Origin of the sequence: Blastococcus jejuensis (assembly GCF_039534705.1) — a bacterium.
Lineage (GTDB): Bacteria > Actinomycetota > Actinomycetes > Mycobacteriales > Geodermatophilaceae > Blastococcus_B > Blastococcus_B jejuensis.
In genome coordinates, this window is the sequence record NZ_BAAAVV010000002.1 from 672630 (window position 1) to 693322 (window position 20693).

Annotated in this window: 20 protein-coding genes; 12 read left to right on the forward strand and 8 right to left on the reverse strand. The window is 71.6% G+C overall.

Annotated features, from left to right (window positions below; all coding sequences use genetic code 11):
• The first annotated feature begins 55 nt into the window (after positions 1–55).
• The 11 genes from ABD644_RS06925 (at position 56) to ABD644_RS06975 (ending at position 10563) form a co-directional block, all read left to right on the forward strand.
• Positions 56–1864 carry a PEP-utilizing enzyme gene (locus tag ABD644_RS06925; protein ID WP_344687974.1) on the forward strand — a complete coding sequence of 603 codons (1809 nt, stop codon included), beginning with the start codon at positions 56–58 and terminating at the stop codon, positions 1862–1864.
• Positions 1865–1942: 78 nt separating this feature from the next.
• The gene (locus tag ABD644_RS06930; RefSeq protein WP_344687976.1) at positions 1943–3199 is read left to right on the forward strand and encodes a Rieske 2Fe-2S domain-containing protein; all 1257 of its coding nucleotides are present in this window, start codon (positions 1943–1945) and stop codon (positions 3197–3199) included.
• Positions 3192–3488, forward strand: a complete 297-nt coding sequence (locus ABD644_RS06935; RefSeq protein ID WP_344687977.1) for a hypothetical protein — start codon at positions 3192–3194, stop codon at positions 3486–3488. The genes ABD644_RS06930 and ABD644_RS06935 overlap by 8 nt, the downstream gene beginning before the upstream one ends.
• Positions 3488–4153 (forward strand): HAD-IA family hydrolase, encoded by a 666-nt coding sequence (locus ABD644_RS06940; protein WP_344687979.1) that lies wholly within the window; start codon positions 3488–3490, stop codon positions 4151–4153. The genes ABD644_RS06935 and ABD644_RS06940 overlap by 1 nt, the downstream gene beginning before the upstream one ends.
• Positions 4146–5114, forward strand: coding sequence for a PDR/VanB family oxidoreductase (locus ABD644_RS06945; RefSeq protein ID WP_344687980.1), 969 nt, complete (start codon positions 4146–4148; stop codon positions 5112–5114). Before ABD644_RS06940 ends, ABD644_RS06945 begins: the two co-directional genes overlap by 8 nt.
• Before the next feature lie 46 nt (positions 5115–5160).
• A complete protein-coding gene (locus ABD644_RS06950) occupies positions 5161–5955 on the forward strand; it encodes a 2-keto-4-pentenoate hydratase (protein WP_344688025.1) in 795 nt (264 codons plus the stop codon).
• Positions 5952–6941 carry an acetaldehyde dehydrogenase (acetylating) gene (locus ABD644_RS06955; RefSeq protein WP_344687981.1) on the forward strand — a complete coding sequence of 330 codons (990 nt, stop codon included), beginning with the start codon at positions 5952–5954 and terminating at the stop codon, positions 6939–6941. The genes ABD644_RS06950 and ABD644_RS06955 overlap by 4 nt, the downstream gene beginning before the upstream one ends.
• Positions 6942–6955: 14 nt before the next feature.
• Positions 6956–8086, forward strand: a complete 1131-nt coding sequence (gene dmpG, locus ABD644_RS06960; RefSeq protein WP_344687982.1) for a 4-hydroxy-2-oxovalerate aldolase — start codon at positions 6956–6958, stop codon at positions 8084–8086.
• Positions 8086–8910 (forward strand): 2-keto-4-pentenoate hydratase, encoded by an 825-nt coding sequence (locus ABD644_RS06965; RefSeq protein WP_344687983.1) that lies wholly within the window; start codon positions 8086–8088, stop codon positions 8908–8910. Before dmpG ends, ABD644_RS06965 begins: the two co-directional genes overlap by 1 nt.
• A 4-nt stretch (positions 8911–8914) precedes the next feature.
• Positions 8915–9115 (forward strand): tautomerase family protein, encoded by a 201-nt coding sequence (locus tag ABD644_RS06970; RefSeq protein WP_344687984.1) that lies wholly within the window; start codon positions 8915–8917, stop codon positions 9113–9115.
• Positions 9112–10563, forward strand: coding sequence for an aldehyde dehydrogenase (locus ABD644_RS06975; RefSeq protein WP_344687985.1), 1452 nt, complete (start codon positions 9112–9114; stop codon positions 10561–10563). Before ABD644_RS06970 ends, ABD644_RS06975 begins: the two co-directional genes overlap by 4 nt.
• A gap of 106 nt (positions 10564–10669) precedes the next feature.
• Here the strand turns inward: ABD644_RS06975 and ABD644_RS06980 are convergent, their stop codons facing one another.
• The 8 genes from ABD644_RS06980 to ABD644_RS07015 form a co-directional block, all read right to left on the reverse strand.
• Positions 10670–12118 carry an amidase family protein gene (locus tag ABD644_RS06980; RefSeq protein WP_344687986.1) on the reverse strand — a complete coding sequence of 483 codons (1449 nt, stop codon included), beginning with the start codon at positions 12116–12118 and terminating at the stop codon, positions 10670–10672.
• A gap of 46 nt (positions 12119–12164) precedes the next feature.
• On the reverse strand, positions 12165–13601 hold the full coding sequence (locus ABD644_RS06985) for an amidase family protein (protein WP_344687987.1): 1437 nt from the start codon (positions 13599–13601) through the stop codon (positions 12165–12167).
• A gap of 27 nt (positions 13602–13628) precedes the next feature.
• On the reverse strand, positions 13629–14300 hold the full coding sequence (locus ABD644_RS06990) for an ABC transporter ATP-binding protein (protein WP_344687989.1): 672 nt from the start codon (positions 14298–14300) through the stop codon (positions 13629–13631).
• A 20-nt stretch (positions 14301–14320) separates the two neighbouring features.
• Entirely contained in the window at positions 14321–16057 is a 1737-nt protein-coding gene (locus ABD644_RS06995) for a branched-chain amino acid ABC transporter ATP-binding protein/permease (protein WP_344687990.1), read from the reverse strand.
• The gene (locus ABD644_RS07000; protein ID WP_344687991.1) at positions 16051–17280 is read right to left on the reverse strand and encodes an ABC transporter substrate-binding protein; all 1230 of its coding nucleotides are present in this window, start codon (positions 17278–17280) and stop codon (positions 16051–16053) included. Before ABD644_RS07000 ends, ABD644_RS06995 begins: the two co-directional genes overlap by 7 nt.
• Positions 17229–18131, reverse strand: a complete 903-nt coding sequence (locus ABD644_RS07005; protein WP_344687992.1) for a branched-chain amino acid ABC transporter permease — start codon at positions 18129–18131, stop codon at positions 17229–17231. The genes ABD644_RS07000 and ABD644_RS07005 overlap by 52 nt, the downstream gene beginning before the upstream one ends.
• Before the next feature lie 131 nt (positions 18132–18262).
• Positions 18263–18829: a TetR/AcrR family transcriptional regulator gene (locus tag ABD644_RS07010; protein WP_344687993.1), complete on the reverse strand. Its 567-nt coding sequence runs from the start codon at positions 18827–18829 to the stop codon at positions 18263–18265.
• Between the two features lie 201 nt (positions 18830–19030).
• Positions 19031–19483 carry a MaoC family dehydratase gene (locus ABD644_RS07015; RefSeq protein WP_344687994.1) on the reverse strand — a complete coding sequence of 151 codons (453 nt, stop codon included), beginning with the start codon at positions 19481–19483 and terminating at the stop codon, positions 19031–19033.
• Positions 19484–19591: 108 nt separating this feature from the next.
• Between ABD644_RS07015 and ABD644_RS07020 the strand changes: the two genes are divergently transcribed.
• The gene (locus tag ABD644_RS07020; RefSeq protein WP_344687996.1) at positions 19592–20554 is read left to right on the forward strand and encodes an AraC-like ligand-binding domain-containing protein; all 963 of its coding nucleotides are present in this window, start codon (positions 19592–19594) and stop codon (positions 20552–20554) included.
• Positions 20555–20693: the final 139 nt, after the last annotated feature.

A 20693-nucleotide genomic window follows, 5' to 3' on the forward strand; every position in this document is an offset into this window, starting at 1 on the left:
ACGCGGGCCGCACAGCGAACCCGTCCCTCGTTCCCGACCTAACAGGAGGTCTTCCGTGGCCGACCGATTCCCCAGCCCCTTCGAGATCGAGACCCCCGCGGGGGCCGAAGGCTGGCAGGAGCTCTACACCTACTCGAGCCTCTTCTCCGAGGACCGTCGTGAGTACGAGGACGGCGGCTTCTGGTTCCACGACGGCGTGCACTGGCCCGAGGCCATGACGCCGTGGGACACGACGTTCCTCGAGTTCGCCCTCGCGTCGCTGTCGCAGTACAACACCCGGCACTACATGATCCCGCCGGCCTACGGCGTCGACTACCGCATCCTCAACGGCTACGTGTACCTCAGCCCCGTTCCCGCGCCGGTCGAGGAGATCGAGGCGCGGGTGCCGCTGTTCCTGGACCGCGCCGGCTTCTACTTCGGCAACTGGGACCGGCTGTACAGCGACTGGCTCGAGAAGATCCGCGGGCTCGTGCAGCAGATGACCGAGTTGCGGTTCGAGCCGCTTCCAGCGATGGAGGACCGCGAGGTGATCACCTCCGGGGCGGGCAAGGGCTCCGGCAACGCCCTCCTCGCCTCCTATCACCGACTCCTCGACCTCGGGCTCACCCTCTGGCAGTACCACTTCGAGTTCCTGAACCTGGGCTACGCCGCCTACCTGGACTTCTTCGGGTTCTGCAAGGCCGCGTTCCCCTCGATCCCCGACCTCGCGATCGCCAAGATGGTGGCCGGCGTCGACGTCGACCTCTTCCGTCCCGACGACGAGCTCAAGCGTCTCGCCAGGCTGGCGGTCAGCAGCGGGATCGACGACCGGTTCACCGCAGGCGGGGTGCCGCAGGTCTGGGAGAAGCTCGAGGCCGACGAGGTCGGGCGCGCGTGGGTCGCCGAGTGGGAGAAGGCCGCCGAACCCTGGTTCAACTTCTCCACCGGATCCGGCTTCTACCACACGGACAAGATCTGGATCGAGAACGTCGAGGTGCCCCTCGGGTACGTGACCGACTACATCGCCAAGGTCAAGGCGGGCGTCGACCTCGACCGGCCGGTCGCGGCGCTGCACGCCGAGCGTGACCGGGTCGTCTCCGAGTACCGCGACCTGCTCGACTCCGACGAGGACCGGGACGCGTTCGACGCCAAGCTGGGGCTGTCGCGGACGGTGTTCCCCTACGTCGAGAACCACAACTTCTACGTCGAGCACTGGGCGCACTCGGTCCTGTGGCGCAAGATGCGCGACCTGGGCGGCGTGCTGCAGGCGGCCGGCTTCATCGCCGGGACCGACGACGTCTTCATGTTCCGGCGCAACGAGCTGGCCGACGTCCTGTGGGACCTCTACTCCGCCTGGGCGGTGGGGGCCCCCTCGCGGGGTCCCGCCCTCTGGCCGAAGGAGATCGAGCGTCGGCGCGGCATCCACCGGGCGCTGCAGGAGTGGTCGGCCCCGCCCGCCCTCGGCGTGCCGCCGGAGGTCGTGACGGAGCCCTTCACCGTGATGCTCTGGGGCATCACGTCGGACTCCGTGGCCGCGTGGCTCAACGCGGGCGGCGACGGCGAGGAAGGCGTCCTCTCCGGGTTCGCGGCCTCACCGGGGCTGGTGGAGGGCCCGGCGCGGGTCATCTCCTCGGCCGACCAGATCGGGGAGATCCAGGACGGCGAGATCCTCGTCGCCCCGCTGACCGCCCCGTCCTGGGCGCCGGTCTTCGGCAAGATCAAGGCCACCGTCACCGACGTCGGCGGGATGATGAGCCACGCCGCCATCGTCTGCCGCGAGTACGGCCTGCCGGCGGTGACCGGCACGGCCTTCGGGACCAAGACCATCACGACCGGGCAGATGCTCAGGGTCGACGGCAACACCGGCAAGGTCACGATCCTCTGAACCCGAGATCCCCGCGACCGCACGTGTCGCGGGGACCTCCTGACCGTCCAGCACACGCAGACGAAGGAGAACAACCAGATGCTCACCGTGGAGCAGAACGAGGAGCTGACCAGCGTCGGCCCCGGCACGAGGATGGGCGAGCTCCTGCGGCGCTACTGGTATCCCATCGCGTTCGAGCAGGACTTCGACACCAAGCCCAGCAAGACCGTTCGGCTGCTGGGGGAGGACTGGACGCTGTACAAGACGCCGTCCGGTCGGTACGGCATCATCGGCGAGTCCTGCCCGCACCGCCGGGCGTCCTTGACCTACGGCGTGGTGCACGAGGACGGCATCCGCTGCGGGTACCACGGCTGGAAGTACGACTTCGACGGTCAGTGCGTCGAGCAGCCGGCCGAGAACGACAACACGACGTTCCGGGACAAGATCAAGGCCAAGGCGGGCTCCGCGCAGGTCATGGGCGGGATGGTGTGGGTCTACGTCGGCCCCGCCCCCGTACCGGAGTTGCCGCGGTTCGACGTCTACGTCCTCGACGGCGTCCGCGAGGTCGGCACGGCGACCCTGCCGTGCAACTGGCTGCAGATCATGGAGAACTCGGTCGACCCGCACCACGTCGAGTGGCTGCACGGCTACTACTTCGAGTTCCTCGGTCAGACGCAAGGGTTCGATGCGCCGAAGTCGTTCCAGAAGAGGCACATCAAGGTGGCCTTCGACGAGTTCGAGTACGGGATCATCAAGCGCCGCGTGCTCGAGGGACACGGCGAGGGTGACGACGACTGGGCCATCGGCCACCCGCTGATGTTCCCGTACGGGATGCGGGTCGGCGGGATGTGGATCGACCAGATGCAGATCCGCGTGCCGATCGACGACACGACGACGTGGAAGCTCTTCTACACCCTGCACCACCCGGAAGCCGGGCAGTGGGAGAAGCAGGACCGGCCGGTCGTGTACGAGTTCCCGTTCCGTGACGAGAACGGCGAGTTCATCACCGACTACGTCGAGGGCCAGGACGTGATGGCGTGGGTCTCCCAGGGTGCCATCACCGACCGCTCGCAGGAGCACCTCGGGCGTTCGGACCAGGGCGTCGCGATGCTCCGGAAGATGTTCAAGGAGGCCATGGCGGCGGTCGAGGACGGCGAGGACCCGCCGGGTGTCGTCCGGGTGAAGCACGACGTCATCCACCTGCCCTGCGAGAAGGACAAGTTCGGTGCCGGCACGGCCTTCGTCGACCAGTGGATCAACGGCGGGTCCATGCGGTACAGCCCGATCCGGGAGCAGTTGCTCGCCCTCCACCACGAGGCGGCCGCGGCGCGGGAGAAGGCCGGCTCCGGTGCCTGACCTGAACGAGACGGCGGGGCGGGCGGCCCACCACGGGTCCATGCCCACGCTGCCACCCGATCCGCACCGGCTGCCACCGCCCGGCGACTGGTTCGCCTCGGACGCGGCCCGCCACCTCCTGGACCGCCCGAAGCACTGCCCGATGTGCGCCGCGTCGCTGGAGAGAGGGCTGGTCTCGGAGTGGTGGAGCGGCTCCGACCGGGTCTTCCTCACCTGGTGCCCGGCCTGCCGGTGGACGGGCAACGTGGTGCTGTTCGACCGGGCGGTCATCGAGGAACCGGAGCACTAGTGGGTGCCCGCGCGCTCGTCCTGGACTTCGGCGGTCCGGTGCTGCTGACGCCGTTCGAACTCGTCGGTGACCGTCGCGGCACCCCCGTTCACGAGCTGCTGTTCGGCCGCGGGCCGCTGGCGACGGTCGCGGCGCCCGACCTCGACTGGACCGCACTCCAGGAGGGCCGGATCACCGAGCGGGCGTACTGGGCGCACCGGGCGCGGGAGTGGCACGGCGCCGGCGGGTCCGGCCCCGACATCTCGGCGATGATGGCGCACCTCTACGAGCCCGCCCGACCGCAGCTGGTGCGGGAGCAGGCCCGGACCCTGATCCGTGATGCGCGGGCCGCGGGCCACCCCGTCGCGATCCTCACCAACGACCTGCGGGCCTTCCACTCGCAGGAGTGGGTCGACGAGATCGAGATCGTGGGCGACGTCGACGTCCTCGTCGACGGCTCCGTCGAGGGCTACCTCAAGCCGGATCGGCGGCTGTACGAGATCCTCGCCGACCGGCTCGGCGTCGACTTCGTCGACATGGTGTTCCTCGACGACCAGATGACCAACATCCGGGGCGCGCAGGCCCTCGGCATCCCGTCGGTGTGGTTCGACCCCGCCGTGCCCGACGCGGGCTTCGACGCCGTCCGGATCCTGCTCGGCCTCCCGGAGGAGGAACCGCATGGTTGAGCAGCGTGAACTGCGGGTCGTCCAGATGACCTGGGAGGCCGACGCCGTGGTGTCGGTGCGGCTGGCCCGCATCGAGAGCGAGGATCCGCTGCCCGCGTGGGAGCCCGGCGCCCACATCGACGTCTACGTGCCCGACGGCACCACCCGCCAGTACTCGCTGTGCGGAGACCCCGCCGACCGGTCTTCGTGGCAGATCGCGGTGCTGCGCGAGCCCGAGTCGCGCGGTGGCTCCACCTACATCCACGACGAGCTGCGGGTGGGGGACCGGCTGCTGGTCACCCGGCCCAAGAACCACTTCCTCCTCGAGGACGCCGGGGCGTACGCCCTCGTCGCGGGCGGGATCGGGATCACGCCCATCATGGCGATGGCCGAGCAGCTGGCCCGCGAGGGGCGGCCGTTCACACTGACCTACGGCGGGCGCACCGCCGCGTCGATGGCGTTCCGCAGACGCCTGGCGGAGCTGGGGGAGTGCTGCACGTTCCTGGCCGAGGACGTCGAGGGACGCCCCGACCTGGACGGCATCGTCCGGTCCCTGCCCGAGGGAGGTCTGGTCTACGTCTGCGGACCGGTCGGGCTCCTCAGAGCGGTGCAGACGGCGGCGGACGCGGTGCGCGGTCCGGACCAGGACGTCGTCCGGTTCGAGCTGTTCAGCCGCACCGGAGTCGAGGCGGAGCCGGCGTCGCCGATGGACGCCGACGCCTACGAGCTCGTCCTGACCGAGAGCGGTCACACGCTCCGACTGCCCCCGGAGACCAACATCCTCGAGAAGGTTCTCGCGCTCGGCGTCGAGGTGGAGAACGACTGCCGCGACGGGATCTGCGGCTCGTGCATCACCCCCATCGTCACGGGCACCGTCGACCACCGCGACCTCGTGCTCACCAAGAAGGAGCAGGCCGCCATGGACCGCATGCTGATCTGCGTCTCGCGCCCGACCTGTGCCCGGCTCGAGCTGAAGCTGTGACCGGCACCGGCCGCGGTCGCCCTGAGGAGGAGGTCCCGTGGACCCGATGACCCGGGTCGAGGTCGCCCGTCGGCTGCTCGACGCATACGGCACCGGTAAGCCGATCCCACCGCTCACCTCGACCTACGACGACCTGACGCTCGAGGACGCCTACGCGATCCAGCTGCTGCAGATCGAGGAGCTCGTCGCCGCGGGACGCGTGGTGAAGGGGCACAAGGTCGGGCTGACCAGCGCGGCCATGCAGCGCCTCCTCGGCGTCGGCGAGCCCGACTACGGCCACCTGCTCGACGACTTCTTCCACCTCGAGCACGCGCCGATCCCGCTCGGCCGGTTCCTCCAGCCCCGGATCGAGCCCGAGGTGGCGTTCGTCCTGGCGAAGCCGCTGCGCGGTCCGGGCGTCACGGTGCACGAGGCCATCGCCGCGGTCGACTTCGTCCTTCCCGCGCTGGAGATCGTCGACAGCCGCATCGAGGCATGGAAGATCGGCCTGCTCGACACGATCGCCGACAACGCCAGCTCCGGCGCCGTCGTCCTCGGCTCGACCCCGACCGACCTCGGCGCGGTGAACCTGCGGCTCACCGGCGCAGTGATGACCCGCAACGGGGCCGTGGTCGGCACGGGCGCAGGGGGCGCCGTCCTCGGCTCGCCGATCACCTCCCTGGTCTGGCTGGCCAACACCGTGGGCGCCCGCGGCGTGACGCTCGAGGCGGGGCACGTCATCCTGCCCGGCTCGGTGTGCGCCATGGTCCCGGTCGCCGCCGGCGACACCATCACCGCGACCTTCGGCGGACTGGGCTCGGTGACCGCCCGGTTCGCCACCGATCGAGAGGACGTCAGATGAGCGGACGGAAGGGCACGGCGGCGATCGTCGGATCCGGCAACATCGGTACGGACCTCATGTTCAAGTTGAGGCGCCGCAGCGACATCATCGAGCCGCGGTTCATGGTCGGAGTGGACCCGGATTCCGACGGACTGCGCCGCGCCGCCCGCATCGGCCTCGAGGCGAGCGCCGAGGGGGTCGACTGGCTGCTCGCCCAGGACGAGCTGCCCGACATCGTCTTCGAGGCCACCTCGGCGAAGGCGCACCAGGCCAACGCGCCCCGGTACGCCGAGGCCGGCATCGTCGCCGTCGACCTCACCCCGGCGGCGGTCGGCCCCTACCTCTGCCCCCCGGTCAACCTCTCGTTCAACCTCGACGCGCCCAACGTCAACATGATCACGTGCGGGGGCCAGGCCACCGTGCCGATGGTCCACGCGGTCTCGTCCGTGGTCCCGGTGCCGTACGCCGAGATCGTCGCCTCGGTCTCGAGCCGGTCCGCGGGCCCGGGGACGCGGGCGAACATCGACGAGTTCACCGAGACGACGGCGGCCGCGGTCGAGGCGGTGGGAGGCGCGCAGCGGGGCAAGGCGATCATCATCCTGAACCCGGTCGAACCACCGCTGATGATGCGCAACACGGTGTTCTGCGCCATCCCGGCCGAGGCCGCCGAGCCCGGCGACCTCCAGGACCGGATCCTGGAGTCCATCCACGCCATGGTGCGCACGGTCCAGGAGTACGTGCCCGGGTACCACCTGCGTGCCGATCCCCAGTTCGACCCGGCGAGAGACGCGTGGCGCGGCCAGGCCCGGGTGTTCGTCCCGATCGAGGTCAAGGGGCGGGGCGACTACCTGCCGGACTACGCCGGCAACCTCGACATCATCACGGCCGCGGCGGCCCGGGTGGGCGACCTGCTGGTGGCCCATCGCCTCGGGATCCAGACCTCGTGGAAGACCTCCGCCGACCTCGGTGACGTCGAGGACCCCACCCCCGCGAGAGCAGGTGTCTGACCACCATGGCTGACATGACCATCCGACCCGACGACGTCCCGGTGGTGGGGCGGGAGGTCACCGAGAGCGAGGTGCTCGAGCACACGCCCGGCGCGGGCGGGCCGACCGACCTCCGGATCACCGACTCCACCCTGCGGGACGGCTCGCACGCGATGAGCCACCAGTACACCGAGGAACAGGTCCGCGGCGTCGTCTCCGCGCTGGACCGGGCGGGCGTGCAGGTGATCGAGGTGAGTCACGGCGACGGCCTGGGGGGCTCGAGCTTCAACTACGGCTTCAGCCGGGTCGACGAGTTCGACCTGATCGCGGCCGCGGTCGACGAGGCCACCCGCGCGAAGATCGCCATCCTGATGCTCCCCGGCCTGGCGACGGTGCACGACCTGCAGCGGGCGCACGCGGTCGGGGCCTCCGTGGCGCGGATCGCGACGCACTGCACCGAGGCGGACGTGTCGATCCAGCACTTCGGCGAGGCCCGGGCGCTGGGGATGGAGACGGTCGGCTTCCTGATGCTCGCGCACCGGGCGACGCCCGAGGTCATGGCGCAGCAGGCCCGGATCATGGTCGACGCCGGCGCCCAGTGCGTCTACGTGGTCGACTCCGCGGGGGCCCTGGTGCTGTCCGACGCGCAGGCCCGGGTCGAGGCGGTGATCGACGAGATCGGGCGGGACGGCGCGCAGGTCGGCTTCCACGGCCACCAGAACCTGAGCCTCGGCGTCGCCAACTCCGTGCTCGCCTACCAGGCGGGCGCCCGGCAGATCGACGGGGCGCTCTGCGCCCTGGGCGCCGGCGCCGGCAACTCACCGACCGAGGTGCTGGCCGCGACCTTCGAGCGGATGGGGATCCGCACGGGCGTCGACCTCGGCGAGGTGCTGTCGGCCGCCGAGGAGGTCGTCCGCCCGTTCATCCCGCGGCTGCCGTGGATGGACCGGGCGTCGATCACCCAGGGGTACGCCGGGGTCTATTCGTCCTTCCTGCTCCACGCGGAGCGGGCGGCGGAGCGGTACGGCGTCCCGGCGCACGCCATCCTCCAGAGGGTCGGCGAGCTCGGCTACGTCGGCGGCCAGGAGGACATGATCATCGACGTCGCCGTCCAGCTGGCCCAGGAGCAGGAGCTGGGCGACCTCGCCGGGGCGGGGGCCAGGTGATGGCGGTCGGGAGTGCGACACCGGCCCCGGCGCCGGCCGGCGGCTGGGACGTCGAGTCGGTCGCAGCCGAGCTGCTGCGCTGCGAGGACCAGCGCCTCGAGCGGCCCCCGTTCACCGACGAGTGGCCCGACCTGGACCTCGACACCGGTTACGCGATCCAGGACCTCAACCTCCGGACGCGGCTCGACCGTGGGGAGAAGCTGATCGGCGTCAAGCTGGGGCTCACCAGCCGCGCGAAGCAGCAGCGCATGGGCGTGCACTTCCCCTTCGTCGCCTGGCTCACCGACGCGATGGTCCTGCCGGTGGGCGACCCGGTGCCCCAGTCGCGTCTCATCCATCCCCGCGTGGAGCCGGAGATCGTCTTCCTCATGGGGGAGCGGCTCGAGGGACCAGGGGTGACCTGCGCCCGGGCGATGTCGGCCGTCGCCTCGGTGTGGGGCGGGGCCGAGGTCATCGACAGCCGTTTCCAGGACTTCCGGTTCACCGCCGGCGACGTCGCGGCCGACAACGCATCGTCCGCGGCGTTCGTCACCGGGCCGGTCGGGCTGCCGCCGTCGGACCTCGACCTCTCCCTGGAGGCCGCGCTCGTCGAGGTCGACGGCGTCGTCGTGGACTCGGCCACCGGGGCGGCCGTCCAGGGTCACCCCGGGGAGGCCCTGGCCCTGGCCGCGAACGACCTCGCCCGTCGCGGCCACGCGATCGAGGCCGGCTGGATCGTCCTCACCGGCGGGATGACCGACGCGGTCTTCGTGCCGCCGGGCACCTCGGTCGGGTTCCACTTCACGCACCTGGGCTCGGTCTTCCTCAACGGCGGGGAGGGCTGACGCGATGCCGCTCATCGAGGTGACCATGGTCGAGGGGCGCAGCGCCGAGCAGCTCCGGGCGCTGATCGCCGGCCTGACCCGGGCGGCCGTCGAGGCCGTGGACGCCCCCGTGGAGTCGGTGCGCGTGGTGGTCCGCGAGGTCCCGGCGACGCACTGGGCCGCCGGCGACGTGACCATCGCCGAACGACGGGCAGGCACGCCGTGAGCGATCGGCAGTTCTTCGGCCACGTGGTCGACGGGGAGGAGGTCGAGTCGGTCGACGGCGGTCGTTTCGACGTGTGGAACCCGTGGACCCAGCAGGTGTGGGCGGAGGCGGCCGAGGGCGGCCCCGAGGACGCCGCCCGGGCGGTGGCGAGCTCCCGGCGTGCCTTCGACGAGGGGCCGTGGCCGCGGATGGGCCGGGCGGAGCGGGCGGCCGCGATCCACCGGCTCGCCGATCTCATGGAGCAGCGCGCGGACGACCTCGCGACGCTGGACACGACGAACATGGCCAAGCCGTTCGCGCAGGCCAAGCACGACGTCGCGCGGTCGGTGTGGAACTTCCGGTTCTTCGCCGACCACCAGCGCGACTCCTGCGGCGAGGTCTACCCGATGGACTCCGGGCACCACTCCTACAGCGAGTACGGCCCCGCGGGAGTGGTCGCGGCGATCAGCCCCTGGAACTTCCCGCTGATGATGGCGACGTGGAAGATCGCGCCCGCGATCGCCTGGGGCAACACCTGCATCATCAAGCCCTCGGAGGACACCCCGGCCTCGGTGACGCTCCTCGGCCGGCTCGCGATCGAGGCCGGCCTGCCGCCCGGTGTGCTCAACGTGCTCAACGGCCACGGGACGCCGGCCGGGTCCTCGCTCACTGCCGACGACCGGGTCGACCGGGTCACGTTCACCGGCTCGTCGACGACCGGGCGGCTGGTGATGGCGTCGGCAGCCGCCCACCTGGCCCCGGTCTCCCTGGAGCTGGGTGGCAAGGGCGCCAACATCGTGTTCGAGGACGCCGACCTGGACAACGCGGTCCACTGGGCGGTGGAGGCGATCTTCCGCAACTCAGGGCAGATCTGCCTGGCCGGCTCTCGGCTGTTCGTCGCCTCGGGCATCTACGACGAGTTCATGGCGCGCTTCACCGCGGCAGCCGAGGCGCTGACCATCGGCGCCCCCTTCGACCCTCGGACCCGGTTCTCGAGCCTCGCGAGCCGGAAGCACTTCGAGAAGGTCTCGTCCTACGTCGACGGGGTCGGGCTCGACGGCGGCAAGATCGTCACCGGCGGCGTCGACGAGGGCGGCCGCTGGCTGGTGCGGCCCACGATCATCACCGACCTGCCGCTGACCGCTCCGGCGTACTGCGAGGAGATCTTCGGTCCCGTCTGCGTGGTCAACCGGTTCGACTCCGAGGCGGAGGTCGTGGCGCTGGCCAACGACACGCGCTACGGGCTCAACGCGATGCTCTTCACCGAGAACCTGTCGCGGGCGCACCGCGTCGCCTCCCGGCTCCGGGCCGGCACGGTGTGGGTGAACTGCTTCTTCATCCGCGACCTGCGCACGCCGTTCGGCGGCGTCGGCGATTCGGGGGTCGGGCGCGAAGGCGGGAACTTCAGCCGCGAGTTCTTCACCGAGCCCAAGGCCGTCGTGATGCAGATCGACCGCGGCGCCACCTGACTGGAGCGGCCGTAACTCCTCCGTGGCCAGCATGTCCCCGGTCGCGGTCTCGTCCCTGAAGGAGGGCGGGGGTCACCGCAGTGGGACGGTGACCCCCGCGGCCAGGTCAGCGCGGATCGATCGGCGTGAACGTGCCCGCCCGGGCCTCGATCACCGCGGCGGCGTCGAGGATGCCGGCCTCGTCGAAGCGCCGGCCGAGCAGCTGGACGCCGACGGGCAGCCCGCCGGCGATGCCGGTGGGCACCGACACCGCGGGGAAGCCGAGGACGGGGATGGCCATCATCGACGCCTGGGCGGCCATGACCCGTCGCATGCTGTCGATGCTGGCGATGTCGGCGTCCTGCTCGAACGCCTGCTCGGCCGACACCGGCAGCAGCACCGTGGAGTACCGCTGCAGGAACTCGCCGAGCATGCGGATGAGGGTTCCGCGCCGGGCGTAGCCGTTCATGTAGTCGGTGAGGCTCGGCTGGGTGCCCCACCACTCCGAGGAGACGGCGTAGTAGCCCTCGGCCGCCTTCTTCATGCCCTCGTCGCCGACCTCCTCGACCAGCGGCATGATCTGGCGGAACTCCTCCATGCACAGCAGGTACCAGAGCCGGTAGGCCTCGGCCAGCAGCGGCAGCTCGACCTCCTCGACCACGTAGCCGGCGTCGGTGAGCCAGCCCTCGGCCTGGGTCAGGGCGTCGTCGACCGCCGCGGTCGGCGTGGCGACACCGTGGTGCCGGACCAGTGCCACCCGCAGCGGCCGCTCGGCGGGAGCGGCGGCCGGCGCCCCGGGCACGTGGAAGGGGTCTCGGGGGTCGTGGGCGGTCAGCCCACGCATCGCCAGGCGGATGTCGGCGACGGTGCGGGCCAGGGGCCCCTGGACGAGCATCGACTGCACCGAGAGGGCGGGGTCGGCGTCCGGGGGGCCGTAGAGCCCGGCCACCCGGCCCACGGTCGGCCGCAGGCCCACGACGCCGCACGCGTACGCGGGATGCCGCACGGAGCCGCCGATGTCGTTGCCGTGGCCGATCGGCACCATGCCCGATGCGACGGCGGAACCGGCGCCCCCGCTCGACCCGCCGGGAGTGCGGGTGGCGTCCCAGGGATTCAGCGTCCGCCCGTGCAGGTCGTTGCTGGTGAACCACCGGTAGGAGAACGCCGGGGTGTTGCTGCGCGCGAGCAGGATGGCCCCGGACTGCCGGAGGCTCGCCACGTGCGGGCTGTCGGTGGTGGCGATGGCGTCCTTGAACGCCACCACGCCGTTGGTCGTGGCGTGCCCGATCTGGTCGGAGTTCACCTTGATGGCCACCGGGACGCCGTGCAGCGGTCCCAGCGGTGCGCCGGACCGGGTCAGCCGGTCGGCCTCGTCGGCAGCCTGGAGGGCCTCCTCGGCGGAGACCTCGACGAGGGCGTTGAGCTGCGGATTCACCTCGTCGATGCGCGCGAGGCTGCTCTCGACCGCCTCGCGCGCGGAGATCAGTCCGGTGGCGATGCCGTCGGCGATCCGGGTGGCCGACCACCGCCAGAGCTGGTCGGCGTTCGCTGACGTACCGGGGGCTTGCTCGGTCATTGCTCGTCCTCCTGGGAGTGGGTGGTGGATCGGACCAGACGTGGGGTCACCGAGGTTCCGACGAACAGTTGGGGGTGACCGGGGTGGCGACGTCGTTCCGGGCCTCGATGACGCGTCCGGCGTCGAGCAGCAGGTCCTCGCGGAACTTCGGGCCGACGAGCTGCACCCCGATCGGCAGACCACCGCCCTCGGTCACCGGGACGGACAGCCCGGGGAAGCCGAGCAACGCCAGCGACATCATCGGCCACTGCGCCGCGATGACCTGCTCCATGCGGTCGACGTCGCGGACGTCGGCGTCGATCTCGAACGTGCGCTCGGCGGAGACCGGGGTCAGCAGTACGGGGTAGCGCTGAAGGAACACCTGCAGCTCCCGCACGAGGGTTCCGCGGCGCGCGTACCCGCGCACGTAGGCGTCCAGCGCGACGTCGCCGTGCATCCGCTTGGTGACCGCGAACTGGTTGTCCGCCGACCGGCGGATCGCCTCGTCCCCGTACTCGTCGATGGCCCGCGCCAGGTCCTCGAACTCGACCCCCTGGACCAGCTGCCACCACAGCCGCCAGGCCTCGGCGAAGAGCGGGAGCTGCACTTCCTCCACCTCGTAGCCGGCGTCGGCGAAGTACCGAGCGGCCGTGGAGACGGCGTCGTCGACGGCGGGGTCGAGCGCCGCGACGCCGACGTCGCGGAGCACCGCCACCCGGCGCGGGTGCTCGAGCGGCGGGCCCTCCAGCGGGGCGGGGACGCAGAAGGGATCACGCGGGTTGTAGGTGGCCAGCGCACGCAGGCCCAGCCGCACGTCGTCCACGGAACGGGCCAGCGGGCCCTGGACGAGCATCGTCTGCACGCCGAGGAGCTGGTCCTGCTCCGGAGGGCCGTACCAGCTGGGCACCCGACCGGGCGTCGGCCGCAGGCCCACCACCCCGCAGCTGGCCGCGGGGTAGCGGATCGAGCCTCCGATGTCGTTGCCGTGGGCGATCGTGCCCATGCCGGTCGCCACCGCGGCGGCGGCGCCCCCGCTGGAGCCGCCCGGCGTCCGCGACGGGTCCCAGGGGTTGAGCGTGCGGCCGTGCAGGTCGTTGTCGGTGAACCACCGGATGGAGAAGGCCGGGGTGTTGGACCGCCCGACGACGACCGCGCCGGCGGTGCGCAGGTTCTCGATGTGCGGGGCGTCCTCCTCGGCGACGTCCTTCGCGAACGCCACCACGCCGTTGGTCGTGGCCAGCCCGCGCTGATCGCTGTTGATCTTCGTGGTCACCGGCACGCCGTGCAGGGGGCCGAGGTGCTCACCGGCCCGCCGCCGGGCATCGGCGGCGTCGGCGGCGGCGAGCGCCTCGTCCGCCAGGACCTCGGCGAGCGCGTTGACCACGGGGTTGACCTGCTGGATGCGTTCCAGCGTCGAGGCCACGGCCTCGCGCGAGGAGATGAGGCCGGTGCTGATGGCGTCGGCCGTCCGGACGGCCGACCACCGCCAGAGTTCTTCGGACACCTGGTACTTCCTCTCGGAGATGACGGGTCAACCGACGACGAGGAGGCTCGTCAGCGGTTCGGGGTCCGCGCGCAACCGCTGGACGCTCTCGTCGAAGACCAGGCGCCCCTTCACCATGCCGAGCACCCGGTCGGCGAAGGCGAGCGGGAGCTGGGGGCCCTGCTCGACCAACAGCACGGTGACGCCGGTGGCGGCGATGGTGCGCAGCGCCTCGAGCGCGGCCGTGGCGATGGAGGGCTGCAGCCCCTGGGAGAACTCGTCCACGACGACGGCGCGTTCACCGGCGAGCATCGCCCGCGCCAGGCCGAGCTGCTGCTTCTGGCCACCGGAGAGCTGGCCGGCCGGCTGGGTCAGGCGTTGCCGGAGCACCGGGAACACGTCGAGGACGTCGACGGGCGGGGTGTGGCCGCGCCGCCGCGCCAGACGCAGGTTCTCCTCGACCGTCAGGCTCGCGAAGACCCCGCGGTCGTCCGGCATGAACGACAGGCCCGACCGGGCCAGGCCGTCCGGTCTGCCCATCGGCAGTGCGCCGTCGTCCGTCGACAGGGTGCCGGCGAAGACGTCGCACAGCCCGAACAGGGCCCGGAGCAGCGTGGTCTTGCCCATGCCGTTGCGCCCGAGGAGGGCGACGACCTCGCCGTCGGCGAGATCGACGCTGACGTCGTCGACGATCTGCGTCCGGCCGTATCCCGCGGTCACGTTGTGCAGGCTGATCACCGTCACACCGCCCCGATGTAGGCGGCACGGACCTCGTCGTGGCTGGACACGCTGTCCATGTCCCCGCTGACGAGCACCCGGCCCTCGGCCAGGACGACCACGCGGTCGCCCAGCTGCTTGACGATGTCCATGTCGTGCTCGACGACGACGAGGGTGCAGCCCAGGTCCCTGCTGATCGACCGGAGGATGTGCGCCAGCCGGGTGGAGTCGGCGTGGGAGAGCCCCGCGGCCGGCTCGTCGAGCAGGACGATCTCGGGGCCCCAGGCGATGGTGAGGGCCAGTTCCAGCGCCCGCTGGTCGGCGAGGGAGAGGTCCGTCGTGAGGACGTCGTCGACGTCGGCGAAGCGGCTCAGCTCCGCGGGCAGACGGACCGACTGGTGCGCCTCCGCCTGGGCGAGGGCCAGGTTCTGGGCGGGAGTGAGCTCGGGGTAGATGCTGGGTGTCTGGAACAGCCGGCCCAGGCCGAGGGTGGCCCGGTGGTGCGGGCTCCAGTGGGTGACGTCCCGCCCGTCGACCAGGATCTGGCCGGCGGTCGGCGGCAGGTCGCCGGCGACGAGGTTGAGCAGCGTGGTCTTGCCCGCCCCGTTGGGGCCGATGAGGCACACCACCTCGCCCCGCGCGATGGTCAGGTCGATCCCGCGGATGACCGGCATCGCGCCGAAGCTCTTGACCAGCCCGCGGACCTCCAGCGCCGGCGTCCCGTCGTCGCGTGCCCGGTCGGGCGGCGGGTGCGGTGCTCCGGTCGGCTCCGCGACCGGCACCGGGATGACCGCCCCCTGGGCGGCGGCCTGCTCGACCGGGCGCCGGAGTCGCGCCGTCACCAGGCCCGTGAGCCCACCGGGTGCGAAGCGGACGACGAGCACGAAGACGACGCCGACGACGAAGAGGTACCAGCTGCCGATCGCGGCCCCGAGGTACTCCTGCCCGATGGTGACCAGGGCGGCGCCGAGGAAGGCGCCGGCGATGGACCCCCGCCCGCCGACGGCCAGGAACACCAGCACCTGGGTGGACATGACCACGCCCGCCATGCCGGGGGCCACCAGCCCGACGACGGGTGCGGCGATCATGCCCGCCACGGCGGCCACGGCCGCGCTGAGGACGAAGGCCGTGATCTTCACCCGCTGCGGATCGACGCCGAGGTGTTGCGAGCGGACCTCGTTGACGCGGACCGCCAGGAGCCGACGGCCGAACCTGCCCCGGAGGGCGACCACCCACACGACGGTGACCGTCCCGAGGACCACGGCCGCCACGTCGTAGTAGGTGCCGACGATGCCGCCCGACCCCACGTACAGGCCGTTGGAGCCGTTGGTCAGGCTGAGCAGGGAGCGAGCGGCCTGGTCCACCAGCAGCGTCAGCGCGAGGGTCAGCACGGCCATCGTGGACGGCGACGTGCCCTGGCGCAGGCCGGCGAGGCCGACGGCCAGCGCCACGCCCATCGCGAGCACCACGGTGACCGGCACGGCCAGCAGGAGTGACACGTCGTGCTTCGCCGCGATCGCGATGCCGTAGGCGCCGACGCCGAAGAACGCGGCGTGGCCGATGCTGATCACCCCCGCGCGGCCCCAGGCGAGGTCCAGCCCGAACGCGAACAGGCCGTAGGCCAGCGAGAGGGTCAGCAGCGACAGCGGGTAGGAGGTCAGGACGAACGGTGCCGCGGCCAGTGCCACCACGGCCACTCCCAGGGCGCCGACGTGCCGCCGCTCGACCCGGGCGGCGGTCAGCCGACCGGCGCTCAGCATGCGGTGTTCTGCCGGAGACCGGAGAGGGCGGGGATCTCCTCGATCGGCTCGTAGCCGCCGGATCCGATCTGGAAGATCTTCATGTCGGTGACGAAGAAGTGGTCCTCGGTGAAGTGGCCGTCGCCGAAGACGCCGTCCTCCACGGTCTCCTGGGCCAGCGCCTGCGAGACGGCGTCGCCGTCGGTGCTGCCGGCCTTCTCCACCGCGCGGGCGATCGCCTGGACGGCCTCGTAGGCGTTCGCCGCGACGGAGGGGATCGGGTCCTGGACGTCGTAGGCGGCGCGGTAGGCGGCCACGAACTCGGCGTTGGCCTCGCCCTCGAGCTGGTCGGAGTAGCGGCCGCTGAGCACCATGCCGTCCGTGCGGGGCGTCAGGCTCGGGTAGTAGTCCTGGATGAGGCTGATGCCGGTGAGCCCGGTGTCCTCCAGCAGCCCGGCCTGGTCCGCCTGGGTGACGAGGCCGACCGCGTCCCCACCGACCACCGCCGACAGGATCCAGTCGGGCGCGGCGTCGGTGATCTTGCCGACCACCGGCTGCCAGTCGGTGGTGCCCAGCGGGGAGTACTCCTCGAGCACGACTGTCCCTCCGGCCGCCTCGATCATCGCCCGGGCCTTCGCGTTGAAGCTGCGCGGGAAGACGTAGTCGCTGCCGACGAGGGCGACGCTGGACCCGTGCTGCTCGAGCATGAGCGGGACGATCCCCTCGAGCATCGTCTGGTCGGGCTCGCCGAACGGGAAGAAGTAGTCGCCGCAGTACGGCGGATCGCCCATGATCGCCGTCGCGAACGGCACTCCGGCCTCGTTCGAGACCTGGGCGACCGCGCCGGCGGTGTCCCCGGGGATGGTGCCGAACAGGAAGTCGACCTGGTCCTGGTTGATCAGCCGCTGGGCGAGCTGGGTGGACTTGGTGACGTTGGCCTCGTCGTCGACCGTGACGACCTCCACCGGCTGCCCGAGCACGCCGCCCTCGGCGTTGATCTTCTCCACGGCCAGGTCGAAGCCGCGCTGCATCGCCGTGCCCTCGGCGACCACCGGCCCGGTGATCGGGGCGATGAGGCCGATGGTGAAGGGATCGTCCGACGAGCCACCGGAGCTCTCGGCGACCGCGCCGCCGCAGGCCGTCAGCAGCAGGAGGCTGCTCGCGACCGCTGCGCCGGCCACGCGCGCCCGGGTCACCGTGCGCCTGCCGGCGCCGTTGCGGGGGTCGAGGATCGGGTGAGCCATGCTGGTCTCCTCCAGGTGAGGCCGTTCGGGCGTAGGGCGATCAGGGCGATCAGGAGTGCGAACAGGACGAACTGGGCGACCGTCTCGGTCAGGTTGTTGCGCAGCAGCGTGCTCAGCAGGGCCACGACGAAGGCGCCGAGGATGGAGCCCGGCAGCGACCCGGGCCGGCCGATGAGCACGGCGAAGAAGGCCGGCGCCAGCATGGCGGCGCCGATCTGGGGCGTGACCCCGAGCGTCGGGCTCTGGATCGCGCCGGCGAGGACGGCGATCGCCGTACCGATCGCGAAACCGCCGGTCATCATCACTGCCGGAGGGATGCCGAGCAGCGAGGCCATCTCCCGGTTGTCGACGGTCGCCCGGACCTTGAGCCCGAAGCTCGTCCGGTAGACCACCAGCAGCATGACCCCGACGACGACGAGACATCCGGCGGTCGCGACCAGGCGGTAGGCGGGATAGGCCACGCCGAGGACGTGCACGGTCCCCTCGATGGGGGCGGGCACCGAGGCCGGGGTGGAACCGAAGATCGCGTCGGCTCCCTGGCGCAGCACGATCGCGACGCCCCACATCGCCAGCAGGGTGGCGAGGAAGCCCCGGGCGTAGAGCCGGGAGAGCACCAGCCGCTCGGTCACCACCCCGAGCACGAGCCCGATGCCGACCGCGACGGCGAGCCGCAGCAGGAAGGGGACGCCGTCGAGCGCGTACATGGTGAACGCGCCGACCATGACGAACTCGCCGTGCGCGACGTTCACGACGCCGAGCTGGCCGAAGATGATCCCCAGGCTCAGCGCCAGCAGGGCGTAGAACCCGAACAGGGAGGCGACGGCGAGGGCGAACGAGACGAGGTCCGCCATCAGACGGCCCCTACCCGGCGCTCCCGGGCGGCAGTGACGCTGAGCACATCGGCTTGCATGGCCGGGAGGTTGTCAACAGCCGGCCGGCGACCGCTCGCAAGTGAGAAGACAACGGGGCCGGATTCTCACTCCTACCGTCGGGCGGCCGCCTGATCGAGGAAGCCCGCGATGTCCGTCTTGTCGGTGCAGATGCCGCCGGCGAGCATCGCGAGCATCGGGATGCGCCGGCGGGGGTCGCGGATCACGCCGGCCATGTCGATGGCGTCCCGCGGATCGGCGGTCCGCCGGATGTGTCCCGAGGCCTGCGCGCGGACCCAGGACAGGGCGAAGTGCGGCTCGAAGACCGCTCGGATGTGGTCGGCCGGCTTCTTCCCGACCTCGATGCCGGCGCCGACGATGAATTCGTGGTCGCGCGTGGTCATCCGGGTGTAGGTGTCGATCACGCTGAGCACGTGCTCGACCGGGGTCTGCGCGACGCCGGGGGTGGCGGCCAGCTCCTCCATCCGGGACCACCGCATGATCGACACGGCGTCGACGAGGTCCTGCTTGCCGTCGAAGTGCCGGTACAGCGTGGCGACGCTGCACTCGGCGGCACGGGCGATGTCGCGGACGCTGACGTCCGTCGAGCCGGCCAGCCCGACGACGTCGCGGGTGGCGCGGACCAGCCGCAGCCGGTTCTGCTGAGCGTCTTCGCGCATGACCACCGTCTCGTCCAGTGACCGGTCCCGCAGGCGGGAACGCGACTGCGGTCGGTCGACACTACCTTCGACGAGACGCAATTCCTAGTAGCACATCGGCACCACGATCGTGGAGGCGGCATCGTGCCTGTTCACCGGCCGTTCGCCGACCTGACGACGTCGCGTCGGCTCGTGCGACGACAGCGGCCGGCGTGGTGGAGGTCAGCCCGCCGGGCGCGTGAGCACGAGGTTGAGCGCGGTCATGGTGAGCACCGCCTCGGCCGTCGGGCCGAGCAGCTCGATCCGGGTGCGCACCAGGCCCCGGTCGGGCTTGCTGTGCGACAGCCGCGCCTCCAGGACGGTCGTGCGCAGGGTCAGCTCGTCACCCGGCCGAGCCGGGGCCAGCCAGCGCAGCTCGTCGACGCCAGGCGAGCCGAGGCTCGACGCGGGGGAGAGGTACTCCTGCGCGAACAGCCGCATCATCAGCGCGCAGGTGTGCCAGCCGGAGGCGATCAGCCCGCCGTACGGGCCGGCGGCCGCGGCGTCCGGGTCGACGTGGATCGGCTGCGGATCGAACCGCTGCGCGAAGTCGACGAGTTCGGCCTCCTCCACGCGGATCGACCCGTGCTCCGCCGTCGTCCCCACCACGTAGTCCTCGAACCATCGGTCGCTCACCCGCGCCAATGTATGTGCAGCGGCCGGAAGATCTACAGGCGCTCTTGACTCGCTGCGGTCTCCCGTAGAACATCGCCCACCACCGGCCCCCGACAGGAGGTGCGTCCGGTGAGCAGGACGTTCGACACCCGCCAGGCCGCCGCCGCGGAACGGCTCGACTACTGGACCCAGACCGTGTGCGACCAGATCGTGCCGGTCCAGATCGACCCGCGCGGAGCCGAGCAGCTGGCCGGCACCGCCATGCGCTCGACGGGTCTCGGGGCCCTCCAGGTCCGCCAGGTGGTCGGCGGCCAGCACGTCTACGTGCGAGGGGACCGGGAGATCCGGGCCGGGGATCCGGTCACGCTGCAGGTCGGCATGCAGCTCACCGGCAGCTCGCTGCTCATCCAGGACGGTCGCGAGGCTGTCATGGGTGCCGGCGACATCGTGCTCTACGACAGTTCGCGGCCCTTCTCCCTGATCATGGACGCGCGCTTCCACTGGCAGGTGTTCCTCCTGCCGAAGGAGAAGCTGCGCCGCTCCGACCGCGAGATCTCCGCCTTGACGGCGGTGCCGATCCACGGCGGCACCGGGGTGGCCGGAGTGGTCGCCCGCTTCCTGCGCGACGTCGCCGAACGGTCCGACGAACTTGAGGCTGACGGCTCGGCCGCTGCGCTCTGCGAGAACGCCGCCGACCTGGTCGGCACGCTGGTGCGCTCCGAGCTCGGTCAGCAGTGGGCGGTCCGGGATCCGCAGCGGGTGCTCCTCGACGCCGCGCTGGAGTTCATGGAGGCGCACCTGCGCGACCCGTCCCTCGGGCCCGAGCGGGTCGCCCACGCCGTCAACGTGTCGGTACGTCGGCTGCATCAGATCTTCGCGGCCACCGGCCGCACGGTGGGGGAGCACATCCGCGACCTCCGGCTGGCCGGCGTGCGCCGCGACCTCGCCGACCCGCGGATGTCCGGGCTGTCCATCGCCCGCGTGGCCGCGGCCCACGGCTGGCACAACGCGTCGGCGTTCAGCCGCCAGTTCCGGCTGACCGAGGGCTGCACACCCACGGAGTTCCGGGCCCGCGCCCTCCGTCGGTCCTGACCTCCCCTGTGCACGGCGTGCAACCGCTTGTGCGGTGAGCGCAGCCGTCCTGTGCTGCCAGCGAAGTGGCCTGTCCGTCCAGCGCAGTGACTCCCGTACGCCTCTCCCGGGCGATGGCCCGGCGTGCCTTGATGTGGCC